The sequence below is a fragment of the Riemerella columbina genome, from assembly GCF_030517065.1.
GTDB classification, from domain to species: Bacteria; Bacteroidota; Bacteroidia; order Flavobacteriales; family Weeksellaceae; genus Riemerella; species Riemerella columbina_A.
The window spans coordinates 1,762,689-1,774,638 of record NZ_CP103950.1; the positions used below are offsets into that span (position 1 = coordinate 1,762,689).

The following is an 11,950-nucleotide window of genomic DNA, read 5'->3' on the forward strand; positions in this document are numbered from 1 at the left end:
TTGGATTGATGTTTTTTAGTTCTGTTGAGATTTAATTTTGTGCTGTATCTCTTGGTATTGCTCTGGCGATAGTTGCAATCTTTCTTTCTTAAAATTCAAATCTTCCACCGCCGTTAGTGGCACCAAATGGATATGGGCGTGGGGCACCTCTAAGCCTACCACGGCTACGCCAACTCTTTTTTCTGGATAAGTGGCACCCAACTGCTTAGCGACCTGTTGTGCAAATACCCAAAGGTTCTTAAACGCCTCAGAGTCTAAGTCAAAAATTAAATCTACCTCTTGTTTGGGAATCACCAAGGTGTGCCCTTCTGCCAAAGGCATAATGTCTAAGAAAGCCAGATGCTGTTCATCTTCCGCCACCTTATAGGCAGGAATTTCGCCACTGATGATTTTAGAAAAAATAGACGCCATAGTCGGGTGTTTTTTAAGATTTCAAAGTTACAAAGAAATATCCAATACCTCAAACGAAAGTTGGTTGCCATTCGGGAGTACAATTTCTGCTTGTTCACCGATTTTCTTTCCTAAAAGCCCTTTGGCTATTGGCGTGTTGATGGATATCTTCCCTGATTTTAAGTCGCTTTCATTATCTGGTACCAACTTGAAGATTTGCTCTTTCTTGGTGGCTTTGTTCAGTAATTTTACGGTGGTTAGGATAGACACTTTGGAGATGTCTAGCTGGCTCTCATCTATCACTTTAGAATTGGCAATCAGGTCTTTAAGTTTTGATATTTTCATTTCTAAAAGCCCCTGTGCCTCTTTGGCAGCATCATATTCTGCGTTTTCAGAAAGGTCGCCTTTATCTCTTGCCTCTGCGATTTGCTGCGTTACTTTTGGACGCTCTACGGTTTCCAATTGTTCCAGCTCGGCTTTCATTTTTTCTAAGCCTTCTTTGGTTACATAAGCCATAATTTTCTTAATTTAGCGTTAGTATAAAAAAATAATCCGACATTTGCCGGACAATATTTAGCATTTAATAGAACTGCAAAGATATAAATTTTATTTTAATGAAAAGAAATCTTTTTTTAATTCTGTCCCTCATCGTGCTATCAATCAGTGCATTGAGCCTCAACCAATGTGGTCATAGAGAGGACACGGTCAACTGCTTCCCCAGCGTGCCCATCCAAGTGGATTTAAACCTCAACCTGCCTGCCTACCAGCCTTTATCTAACACTGGGCGCGGGTGGATGTATATTAACGAACAAAATTCTGGCACCCGAGGGCTTATTGTCGTGCGCACCAAGCCTGGCGTTTTCAAAGTTTATGACAGAAATGCCCCCCACTTGTGTCCCACCCAAAACAGCACTTTGGAAGTGATTGACGGCATTAAAATCCGCTGTCCCGAAGATGGCGCCGAGTGGATTCTTCTCACTGGGCAGCCCTCCAAAGTGGCACAAATTCCGCCCAAAACCTACCCCGTCTATTACGATGCCAGCACCCAAACGCTCTCCATAAAATATTAAATATGAAAGTAGTGATACAACGCGTTTCCGAAGCTTCTGTAAAAGTGGAGGGACAAACGGTAGGTGTCATCCCGCAAGGGTTGATGCTCCTGATTGGCATTGATGAACACGACACCACCACCGATGCCGATTGGCTAGTAAAGAAAATCCTCAACCTGCGTATTTTCAGCGATGAGGAGGGCAAAATGAACCGCTCTATCCAAGATATTCAAGGCGAGATTTTATGCATCAGCCAGTTTACTTTAATAGCGGATTACAAAAAAGGGAACCGCCCCTCGTTCATCAGCGCGGCTAAGCCCGACCAAGCCATTCCACTTTTTGAGTATTTTAAAACCAAACTTTCACGCTCTGGGCTGCGGGTGGCTTCTGGAATTTTCGGCGCCGATATGAAAGTGGCTCTCATCAATGACGGTCCTGTAACTATTGTAATGGATTCTCAAACGAAGAAGTGAAAGTGTTAGATTGTAAAATTGTGAAGATGTGAAGAAGTAAAAGGTGTAAGATGTGAAGAATTCAAGTTGTAGAGGAGATGAGAGAATGCATAAAAAAAATAAAGAAATGATGACTTCGCTGAAAAGTGACAATTTGGTAAGGGTAAGGTGGAAAGGCTACACTAAAACCGGTAGTATCTCATAAACTGTGTAAGTTAAAAGAGGTTTTGAAAACTAATTTTCAAAACCTGGTAGTATCTCTCTGTTTCCATCTATTGCACTCAATTTGATTTTCTTACAACCGCACTTATTTCAAATAAAAAAGCTGCCCTTAGCGGGCAGCTTTCCTCATTTATGCCTATCCAAGTCTTGGTCAATGACCATATTATCGGTTGGCATTGATGTTTTTATCCAAATAAGGGTTGGCATCTATCTCCTGTTGTGGATATTGGTATATGAATTTGTAATCGTTGGCTTTTAAATCCAAAGGCTGTAGATGGTATGCACTTCTTTTAAGCGGTCTTGAAAGTCTTCTTGCATCGTAAAGCTCTACACCTATTTCTCCATAGAGTTCTTTTCTTCTTTCCACTAAAATTTCTTCTAAAAGGGCATTGCCAGTATTGTGTTGCTCCACCGCTTTAGGGTCTCTATTTTTTTGTAGTTTATAAAGAATCTCTTGTGCTTTTGTGGTATTGCCCAATTGGTATTGTGCCTCTGCTGCAATAAGAATCATCTCTGGTGTTCTTATATAAGGGCAAGCCGCTTCACCTCTTTTAAATATAAACTTATGTGTACTATACTGTCTATAAGAACTTGCTTTAGGGTCATAATCAAATAGTTTTCTAATATCAGTATCACTAAATAAGTCATATAAACTTTTACTTATATAGGCATTGCTATACCCATCATTTTCCAATGACAAGTCTGTAAAAGAATGTGGTGCCATAGTCCAGTATACGCTCTGCCCTGCTTGCTGCCCATAGCCTAAAATCCATTCTTTGGAATCTAAAGTATTGAAACCACTTGCATAAGCTGCTGCATCTAATGTAGCCTCTACACTACCTCCATATGCCAATTCTGCATATTGATAAGCCTTAGACCAATCTTTCTTCACTTGATAAACTCTGGCTGCCAGCGCATAGCCTACTTGCTGATTTACAAATGCCTTAGAAGGTCTGCTCTGTGGTAACTCTGGAATAGCAGTTTCTAAATCATTGATAATAAATTCATACACTTCCTTTGTAGTGCTTAGAGGGTGTGCCTCGCTAGAATAGGTTTCGTAAATAGGTATAGCAGGAAAGTCTTTAGCATAAGAGTATCCTAACTGAAAATCTTGTACTAACTCAAAATAAGCTAATGCACGAAGTACTTTGGCTCTTGCTATTAAGGATTTTTTTCCTGATTCTGATATCTTAGTACTTTCATTAACTCCACTAATGAACTCATTAACCTGACGAATTATCGTATAAAAATAATCCCAAGTAAAGTTGGCTCTTCTATGCACTGACAACCTTGTAATATTACGATAATCATAAGAATACCAAGAACTAGGTACTATAAAATCTTCTCCTCTCACTGTTCGTGCGAAATATACACTTCCCAAATTAGAAGCATCTTGATTTACAAAGTTATAACGAAGTAAACTCAATATTCCTGTTAAATTTGCTTCAGCATTATCGCCATTTGCAAATACCATTTGAGAGCTTACTGCATTTGTTGGTTTAGGTTCATCTAGATACCTCTCACAAGAGATGGTAACCACTAATAATGTGGTCAATACTGTATTTTTAATATAATCTAATTTCATTTTTTTATTTTTAAAATTCAACTTTTACACCGAAAGAAACCGTTTTAATATTAGATGCTCTGCCAGCTGTTAGCCCTGAGAGCGACTGTTCTGGATCTGTATACTTATGTGTTTGCCAAGTAAACATGTTATCTGCCTGTAGGAATAGTCTTAAATTCCTTAACCCTATTCTTCCAACAGCCTCTTTGTCAAAATTATAGCCTAAAGTCAAAGCCTTTAATCTCACATAATCATTCTTAAACAGAAAACGAGTAGAGCGGTTACTTCCTTGTAAATTTAAACTACTAAAACGTGGTACACTAGTTACATCTCCTGGCTTTTGCCATCTCTGTTCTAAGTCTATACTACTCGAGCGCCCCTCAAATGTCCCATCCATTAAATCTGCATACTCAAAGTCATATAGATAACTTCCAAAACTGAAATTAACTAATGTATTAAGATCAAAATTTTTGAATCTAATATAGTTATTTAGCCCTCCAATTACCCATGGTAAAGAACTATGGTTATAATATCTACTCGCCTGAGAATAATCCTCCGTAGTTACCTTTACTGTATTACCATTGGCATCTACCTCATCTTTATACCAGAGTGGATTACCATTATCAGGGTTTACCCCTGCATATTCTTCAATGTAAAAATCATAAAGTGATCTTCCAACTTCCCACCTTTTTGATCCTTGTACTTGAGGGGTATTAGTTTTACTTAGCTCTACTATTTTATTTCTATCAAAAGAAAAGTTAAGAGAGGTATTCCATGTCACATTAGAATTTTTGATGTTCTTCGTATTGATCGCAAATTCCCAGCCATAGTTTCTTAGCTTACCAATATTAGAAGTAATAGAGGTTGCTCCTGTAGAACTTGCCGTTATCAGTGGACCAATCAAATCAACTGACGATTTATTATAGTAATCTACATTAATATTTACTCTATTTTGGAATAGTCCTAACTCTATACCTGCATTAAAAGAGGCTGTTTTCTCCCAAGTAAGCAAAGCATCTTTCGGATCAGAAAGCACAATACCAGTGTTAGACCCTACAGAAAACCCTGTTAGATAAGTTGCAAGATAAGGGAAATAGTCATTATCACCAAAATTATTATTTCCTAGCTCTCCGTAGGAAGATTTCAGTTTCAAATAACTTAAAGTTTTGTTTCCTTTTAAGAAGTTTTCTTCACTCAATATATAAGCTCCCCCCACGGAATAGAAATTTCCCCAGCGGGTATCTTTGCTAAAAATACTAGAACCATCTCTACGGAATGAACCTTCAAGAAAGTATTTTTCTTTATAATTATAACTCAACCTTCCTAAGAAGCCCACTAACCTCTGCGAAACAATATAGCCACTAGTTCTTTCTGATTTACTAGCTCCGCCCAATACCTCTATACCAGTAAAAAGACCTGAGCCAATAGCCCCCATCAGATCTATATTATTTTCATAAGACTCTGCTATAGCATCTATAGCTATATTATGTCCCTCTATCTTTTTATTATAATTAAGAGCATTTACAAAGTTTTTGGTTAAATAAACATCTCTTCCATAAGATATCTGTCCGCCATTGGCAGTGTATTCTCCATACAAGTTACTCTTGTATGATTTATTATTTGTTTCATTAATTTCATAGGCATAATTAGAACGGAAAGAAAGTTCATTAGTAAAATCTATTTTAGCAAAACCATTTAGCGAGAGGGTACTAGTTTTAAATCTATATTTGTTTGCATAAAGACTTCCTACAGGATTAGCATTTCTTACAAAAGGTCTTTGAGCATTCACTCGTCTCCCACTGCCTGCTCCAAAATCATAAGCCAAATTTCCATTCTCATCATAAACTAAATTTCCATTCTCATCCCTAGTATAGAGTGGATATACAGAAGAAATAACATATATACTTGCCATAGGTGCTCCATACTCACTACCACTTTGTACTGGCAAATTTCTATCTCTAGAAGTATAGCTGGTATTCAACCCAACAGTCAACCATGGCTTAAGTTTAGATTCCAAATTGAGTCTTGTGGTAAATCGCTCAAACTCAGTAGTTTTGATAGCACCCTCTTGCCTTAAATAATTGACACTAAGGAAATAATTACTCTGGTCTGTACCGCCAGAAATCGTTGCCGTAGTCTCTTGACGCTCTGCTGAACGGTTGAGTAATTCTTTACCCCAATCCGTGTTCCAGAGCAATTGCGCACCGCTCACTAAATTCCCTTCAGAGTCTATTGGATTTGCAACATTATAAGGATTATATTGCAATCTTGATATAACACCTTGCGAAGCCTTAACACCTGCATCTACTCTAGAATCACCTGAGTCTAAAAAACCATTCCTTAGCGCCTCCCAGGTATATTGCAAATAGTTGTGATTATCTACCAGAGGATAGAGATCGTTCACAGGCGCTGAATAGCCCAAAGAAGACTGTAGCGTGATTCTTGGCTTTCCTTTTCTTCCTTTTTTGGTAGTGATTAGGATAACACCGTTCGCTGCTCTAGAACCATAAAGTGAAGTAGCAGAGCCATCTTTCAAGACATTCAAACTCTCTATTTCTTCTTGCGAGATATTAGACAAACTCCCTGAATACTGGGCGCCATCTACAATGATGAGCGGGTCTGAGCTGGCATTGATAGAGCCAATTCCTCGGATGCGGATGGTAGGTGCTGCTCCAGGCGTACCAGAACCGATGATATTCACCCCTGCAACGCTTCCTTGTATGGCGGTTGCCACATTAGAAGTCTGCTGCGTGGAGAGCACTTCTTTCCCCAAGCTGGCTACAGAGCCTACAATGGCTTTCGCTTTCTGCTTCCCGAAGGCTACAATCACTACTTCATCGAGTTTTTTAGTCTTTAAGCTGTCTTTGGTCTGTGCGTAGGCCAAATTGCTCAGCCCTAAACAAAACCCCAAAGCACTTAGTGCAAATACTTGTTTTTTCATTGATATAATTGATTTTTTAATTTTTTGTAGAGAATAAAAAAAACTCCAAATGGGTGAGCATTTGAAGTTTTTTTTGGAAAAGTGTATAATATTAAATTTTGTCCTTAGCTATGCGTTACTTCTATGCTCTCTATATCCCGTGTGCCACATTATCATTTTAATATAATGGGCAATCATCATTGAAATCATAATAAAGCGAGGTGTCAACATTTTATTATTGAGTTTTATTGTTTGTTTTTTAGTGCTGCAAAAATAGAACAGTTTAGCATTATATTCCTAACTTTATACTTATTTAAGAAAACAATGATTAAAAACGATAATATGTCAGTTTTTTATACTTTTAGAACTCACCGAAAAGCCCTTTAAAAGAAAAAAATACTACCAAAGGGACTTTCTGCATTTTAGAAAACAAGGGAAAATAGCGCAAAAACGGCGGTTCATCACGGAAAATGTTGGTGGTTTCTCTCTTTGGGAGGATTGGGATCGCAAAATAAAAGACCGCAGCCACCATTTTAGAAATAAAAAAAGCGGCTCAAACTAAAAGTTTGAGCCGCCCCATTTTTATAAACTACCTTATATAAACTACCTTATAAATGGAGGATTAGTTATCCAGCTGGCGCCAACCATTATTGGTACAGCCCCAAAACGCATTGGCATTATATACTATTTGCCCTGGCTTAACACAAGTATCGTTCTCTGCTACATTGAGCGAAACACCATCTCTATCTAGGTTTGATATTTTCAAAACCCCACCGATAACCAGTTTTTCTGTTGGTTTTTCTTTAGCACCTATCCCGTTATTACCATTCTCGCCTACATAGATTCCATTGGCACGGTCGGTATAGCCACCGATAAAGAAGCCATCGTCATTCCCACCTGTAGAGAAGAGGAACAAATGCCCTGTTCTATCGCCAATGTCAATGCCATAATCACTTAACATTGCGTCCTTATCTACACTAGCAAAATGCGCCACAAAAGCTTCAGGATGTTCTCCATTACCCACACCAAAATCTGGTAGACCTCTATTAACCACATAGGTATAGATGTGATTTTTAGTCGTATCATTGAGATTAGTAACATTCATCTGCAGCTTACCATCCCCCTTAACCAAAAGGGTATTGCTCACCCCATTGTTGATTCTCAACATCGTGGTTCTATTACTGGCGGATGTCGGCTGGTGTACATCTAAAGTGGCTTCTGGTTCTTTATTATTAACGCCTATTTTTTGAGAAAATAAACTCCCAAAAGTAACTAAGCAAAGGCTTATGATTATTTTTTTCATACCATTTTTTTTTAGTTATCTAATAATTGCCAAACATTATTCCCTTTACATCCATAGAAATGACCTTTAGAATAAGCCATCTCTCCTCCCTTACATTTTACAGGCAACACCTCTACTTCTTCTAACTTAATACTTCCGCCCACATCTATTTTAGTGGTAGGGAAACGATCTAATGAAGCACCAAATAATCCAGATGCCGAGAGATAAACGCCTACCTTAGGGTTATCCTTCTTGCTTGTGGGGATAATATAATTACCTAAACGCGGATTGGTACTATCAAAATTACTTCCGCTCAATTTATTAAACATCAATGAAACGCCACCGTAATTGTTATTATCAAAACTACCCTCTCCCCATGAATAAAAGGTTTCTAATCTCGGAATATAGGTGTAATCTGGTTTGTTAGCTACCGCTTGGGGATCTGCTACAACAGGTCCTAGCACAAGCCAGCCATCTGTAGAGGTTCCAAAGCGAGGCACCACAAGATCCACCGTTGCAGTAGGATTAGGTTGGTTAAAAGCAAAGGTCCCCTTATCTGTAAGTAAAAAAGCATTTACCTTGTTAGCACCACTAGCATAGGTCATTCTAAAAGCCGCCGCTGCCTCTGTGTTCCCTTCACTATGGATTTCTAACCTTGCTGTTGGTTCGCTTGTGTTGATCCCCACATTCCCATTCCCAGACTGTGCCCAGCCCAATGCAACGGATAAAAGCGCGATCAATAGATTTATTTTTTTCATTATTTCTTATTATCTCTTAGTTATTATTCAGTTTTTTCCACACCATTTCTCCTGTTTTGGTATTTCCATTATAGAGCTCTACACAACCCAAGAAGTTATTGTCGGCAGAATCAAAAGCGATCACCCCAGGGTTCGTACAAGCTTCACCCGCAGCATAGCCTTTTTGCTCATCTTCTATCCGCAAGGTACCTTCTGTAGAAGCTGTAACGTTTCTCTCATCAGGATTTTCGAATGCAGTTTTATCACTTCTATCCGCTCTATATGTTGCCAAAACAGAAAGCCCTGAATCCGTAAAGAAAATCCCATTATGTGCTGAAGCAGCATGAAAGCCAAAAAAAGCACCATAGGCAGGCACATTAGAACTATTTACTGTTTTATAAAGGCTTTTATCGCCGTCTTTATCTAAGATCCAAGTGTGGTAGCCTGCATAAGCTTGGTTAAACTCCCCCTGCTTAGGGCGGATATAAGTTCTAAAACTACTATTGGTTTCGGTGGATAGAATGCTAAATGCAGGCACAGTCCCTATACCCTTATTGTCTTCACCATAAGTGGTAAACTGCGCCACAGGTAGGTCGGTGGTGGTCGGTCCAAAGCCAAAAGCACCAGCATCAGTACCAGACATAATCACCTTGCCGTCAGTGTTCACCACTTTTAGCACTTTACCATCTTTCGCTTGGGACTTAGCCACAATATCTAAAACCACTTGGGGCTTCTCCGTCCCTATCCCCAGATTCTGCTGAGAAAAGAATAAAGCGTTACCCGCCAAAAGGCTTACGAATGCTAATCTTAGCTGATTTGTTTTTGTCATTTTTTAATATCAATTTTAAAATGATACTCTAATAAAGTATTTTAAGTACAGCAGCCCCATAGCAAAAAATACACCATTAGAAATTTATTATTTTTTTTGTTGCCGGCAAAAATAGGGTAATATCTTCATTATAACAAATTTTCAAGAAAAATCCTATCTCTATCTAATCTGATATAAATTAGTTTATTTTTTGTTTTAAAACCCAAAACCGCCGCTCTCATTACAAAAATTCTTAACTTTGCCCCAATTTTACGACTTATCATAATGAATAAAAAAAATATCGCCGTTGTCATGGGCGGCTACTCTGATGAATACATAGTTTCACTCAAAAGTGGTGCTCTCATCTACGAATCTTTAGACCGCCGCCTCTACCAAGTTTATCAGGTAGTGATTTTAAAAGACCAATGGTACCTCCTTACCGAAGATGGTGCCCAGCGCCCTATAAATAAGGAAGATTTTTCCGTAACCCTGAACGATGGCAGCCGCCTCAGTTTTGATGTATGCTTTAACACCATCCACGGTGCCCCAGGCGAAAATGGCGTGCTACAAGCCTACTGGGACGCTATCGGACAAAAATACACAGGCTGTCCTTTCTACCAAAGCGCCCTTACTTTTAACAAAAAAGACACGCTGGCGGTGTTGGCAAAATACGGCATTCCTTCCGCCAAGAGTATTTATTTAAGAAAAGGCGAACCCTACAACACTGAGCACATTATAGAGGAGCTCCAACTGCCTCTTTTTGTTAAACCCAACCAAAGCGGCTCTTCATTGGGGATTTCTAAGGTGAAACACGCCGAAGAATTAGATGCCGCATTAGAAAAAGCCTTTGCCGAAGATGATGAAATCCTCATCGAGAGTTTTCTCAATGGCACCGAGGTTTCCGTGGGCGTTTTAGACTACCAAGGCGAAGTGATTGTGCTGGGCATTACGGAGATTATCTCTCACCGAGATTTCTTTGACTACGAAGCCAAATACGAAGGCGCTTCCGAAGAAATTACCCCTGCGCGTTTAGATGATGCCACACGCCAAAAGGTGGAAGCCATCGCGAAGAGAGCCTATATTTCCCTCGGGATGCGGGGCTTCTCCAGAAGTGAATTTATCATTATGGACGGCACACCTTATATGCTGGAAATGAACACCAACCCAGGCTTCTCGCCTTCCAGCATCTTGCCACAACAGGCACAGATCTACGGCATTTCCATCCAAGACCTCTGCGGCCACGAGGTAGAAAAAGCCTTAGCCCAATAATTTTTTAAACTTATGAAAATAGCTGTTTTCCCAGGGTCTTTTGACCCGATTACCTTAGGGCATTACGATATTATTGAAAGAGCTTCAGGACTTTTTGATAAGCTCATCATCGCCATTGGACAGAATTCTCAGAAGAAATATATGTTTCCGCTGGAGAAGAGGATAGAGTTCATCAGAGCCTCTACCGAGCATTTTAACAATGTGGAGGTAGACCATTTTGAAGGGCTTACCGTAGATTATTGCTTAGAGAAAAATGCGCAGTTTATCCTGCGAGGGCTCAGAAACCCTGCCGATTTTGAGTTTGAAAAAGCCATCGCCCACACCAATAGAACGCTGGCTCACCGCAAGTTAGAAACCGTATTCTTGCTGACTTCCTCGGGCAAATCGTTTATCAGTAGTAGCATTGTGCGAGAAATCATCACCCACGGCGGCGAGTACCAACTGCTGGTGCCAGATGCGGTCAGAATATAAAGCTCCTCCACGATGTTCACACACGAAAATATCAACTTTATCATTGAGTTTTTAGGAACCATTTCCTTTGCTATGTCGGGCAGTTTTGCCGCAATGCAACGGAAGTTGGATCCTTTTGGCGTGCTCATTATCGCTTTTGTAACGGCGGCGGGTGGCGGTACGGTGAGAGATTTGCTCCTTGACCAACCTGTATTCTGGATGCACGATTTATGGATGTGCACCGTGATTTTCGCTACCTGCATCACCTCTATGGTGTTTAAATCGATTGAGAAAAATTTTAGGGTTACGCTCTTTATTTTTGATAGTTTTGGTTTGGGGCTGTTCACCATTATTGGGCTTCAGAAAGGGATGAACGCCCACCTGCACCCCATTATTTGCATTACGCTGGGCACCATTACAGGTTGTTTTGGTGGGATTATTCGGGATATTCTCCTCAACAGAATTCCGCTGATTTTCCGAAAAGAAATCTATGCCACGGCGTGTATTGTGGGCGGCAGTATTTTTATTCTTTTGGCAAAATACACGCACCTTTCTTATACTTTTGTGCAGATTTCCACCATTTTACTGATTGTAAGTATCAGAACGCTTGCCGTAAAATACCACTGGGAAATGCCCAAATTCTACGATAAAAAAGGTTGATTTTTTTAGATGCTTGCTTTTTGAAAAAAAGCGATAACAAAGAGGGCATCAATCCCTGGTCAATCAGGCAACAATCAACCGATAAAGAGAATGAAAATAGAATTTCAGAGGGTTTAAATAGCGCGTTATTTTATAGTTTTTAAGCAA

12 protein-coding genes are annotated in these 11,950 nt (G+C 39.6%); 5 read left to right on the top strand and 7 right to left on the bottom strand.

Features of this window, described 5'->3' with window-relative positions; all coding sequences use genetic code 11:
• Positions 1-15 precede the first annotated feature (15 nt).
• Both NYR17_RS08265 and greA read right to left on the bottom strand, forming a co-directional pair.
• Positions 16-411, bottom strand: coding sequence for an HIT family protein (locus NYR17_RS08265; protein ID WP_302505241.1), 396 nt, complete (start codon positions 409-411; stop codon positions 16-18).
• 27 nt (positions 412-438) lie between these two features.
• Positions 439-906, bottom strand: a complete 468-nt coding sequence (gene greA, locus NYR17_RS08270; RefSeq protein ID WP_302505242.1) for a transcription elongation factor GreA — start codon at positions 904-906, stop codon at positions 439-441.
• A 98-nt stretch (positions 907-1,004) separates the two neighbouring features.
• Here greA and NYR17_RS08275 point away from each other — a divergent pair, with 98 nt between their 5' ends.
• Both NYR17_RS08275 and dtd read left to right on the top strand, forming a co-directional pair.
• Positions 1,005-1,460, top strand: coding sequence for a hypothetical protein (locus NYR17_RS08275; protein WP_302505243.1), 456 nt, complete (start codon positions 1,005-1,007; stop codon positions 1,458-1,460).
• 2 nt (positions 1,461-1,462) lie between these two features.
• Positions 1,463-1,912, top strand: a complete 450-nt coding sequence (gene dtd, locus NYR17_RS08280) for a D-aminoacyl-tRNA deacylase (RefSeq protein WP_302505244.1) — start codon at positions 1,463-1,465, stop codon at positions 1,910-1,912.
• A 364-nt stretch (positions 1,913-2,276) separates the two neighbouring features.
• Here dtd and NYR17_RS08285 read toward each other — a convergent pair whose 3' ends face one another.
• The 5 genes from NYR17_RS08285 to NYR17_RS08305 form a co-directional block, all read right to left on the bottom strand.
• The gene (locus tag NYR17_RS08285; RefSeq protein WP_367997950.1) at positions 2,277-3,698 is read right to left on the bottom strand and encodes a RagB/SusD family nutrient uptake outer membrane protein; all 1,422 of its coding nucleotides are present in this window, start codon (positions 3,696-3,698) and stop codon (positions 2,277-2,279) included.
• 10 nt (positions 3,699-3,708) lie between these two features.
• A complete protein-coding gene (locus tag NYR17_RS08290) occupies positions 3,709-6,618 on the bottom strand; it encodes a SusC/RagA family TonB-linked outer membrane protein (protein WP_302505245.1) in 2,910 nt (969 codons plus the stop codon).
• Positions 6,619-7,219: 601 nt separating this feature from the next.
• Positions 7,220-7,900 carry a hypothetical protein gene (locus tag NYR17_RS08295; protein WP_302505246.1) on the bottom strand — a complete coding sequence of 227 codons (681 nt, stop codon included), beginning with the start codon at positions 7,898-7,900 and terminating at the stop codon, positions 7,220-7,222.
• Between the two features lie 11 nt (positions 7,901-7,911).
• Positions 7,912-8,637, bottom strand: a complete 726-nt coding sequence (locus tag NYR17_RS08300; RefSeq protein ID WP_302505247.1) for a hypothetical protein — start codon at positions 8,635-8,637, stop codon at positions 7,912-7,914.
• 16 nt (positions 8,638-8,653) lie between these two features.
• On the bottom strand, positions 8,654-9,445 hold the full coding sequence (locus NYR17_RS08305; RefSeq protein WP_302505248.1) for a hypothetical protein: 792 nt from the start codon (positions 9,443-9,445) through the stop codon (positions 8,654-8,656).
• 264 nt (positions 9,446-9,709) lie between these two features.
• Here NYR17_RS08305 and NYR17_RS08310 point away from each other — a divergent pair, with 264 nt between their 5' ends.
• From NYR17_RS08310 to NYR17_RS08320, 3 genes are read left to right on the top strand one after another with little or no spacing between them, the layout of a single operon-like run.
• Positions 9,710-10,693, top strand: a complete 984-nt coding sequence (locus NYR17_RS08310; protein ID WP_302505249.1) for a D-alanine--D-alanine ligase — start codon at positions 9,710-9,712, stop codon at positions 10,691-10,693.
• Positions 10,694-10,705: 12 nt separating this feature from the next.
• The gene (gene coaD, locus NYR17_RS08315; protein ID WP_302505250.1) at positions 10,706-11,164 is read left to right on the top strand and encodes a pantetheine-phosphate adenylyltransferase; all 459 of its coding nucleotides are present in this window, start codon (positions 10,706-10,708) and stop codon (positions 11,162-11,164) included.
• Positions 11,165-11,176: 12 nt separating this feature from the next.
• Complete coding sequence (locus tag NYR17_RS08320) at positions 11,177-11,803, top strand: trimeric intracellular cation channel family protein (RefSeq protein ID WP_302505251.1); 627 nt, start codon at positions 11,177-11,179, stop codon at positions 11,801-11,803.
• Positions 11,804-11,950: the final 147 nt, after the last annotated feature.

Coding starts and splice junctions, on each gene's coding strand:
- NYR17_RS08265 (WP_302505241.1), bottom strand. CDS start 411: ATGGCGTCTATTTTTTCTAAAATCATCAGTGGCGAAATTCCTGCCTAT.
- greA (WP_302505242.1), bottom strand. CDS start 906: ATGGCTTATGTAACCAAAGAAGGCTTAGAAAAAATGAAAGCCGAGCTG.
- NYR17_RS08275 (WP_302505243.1), top strand. CDS start 1,005: ATGAAAAGAAATCTTTTTTTAATTCTGTCCCTCATCGTGCTATCAATC.
- dtd (WP_302505244.1), top strand. CDS start 1,463: ATGAAAGTAGTGATACAACGCGTTTCCGAAGCTTCTGTAAAAGTGGAG.
- NYR17_RS08285 (WP_367997950.1), bottom strand. CDS start 3,698: ATGAAATTAGATTATATTAAAAATACAGTATTGACCACATTATTAGTG.
- NYR17_RS08290 (WP_302505245.1), bottom strand. CDS start 6,618: ATGAAAAAACAAGTATTTGCACTAAGTGCTTTGGGGTTTTGTTTAGGG.
- NYR17_RS08295 (WP_302505246.1), bottom strand. CDS start 7,900: ATGAAAAAAATAATCATAAGCCTTTGCTTAGTTACTTTTGGGAGTTTA.
- NYR17_RS08300 (WP_302505247.1), bottom strand. CDS start 8,637: ATGAAAAAAATAAATCTATTGATCGCGCTTTTATCCGTTGCATTGGGC.
- NYR17_RS08305 (WP_302505248.1), bottom strand. CDS start 9,445: ATGACAAAAACAAATCAGCTAAGATTAGCATTCGTAAGCCTTTTGGCG.
- NYR17_RS08310 (WP_302505249.1), top strand. CDS start 9,710: ATGAATAAAAAAAATATCGCCGTTGTCATGGGCGGCTACTCTGATGAA.
- coaD (WP_302505250.1), top strand. CDS start 10,706: ATGAAAATAGCTGTTTTCCCAGGGTCTTTTGACCCGATTACCTTAGGG.
- NYR17_RS08320 (WP_302505251.1), top strand. CDS start 11,177: ATGTTCACACACGAAAATATCAACTTTATCATTGAGTTTTTAGGAACC.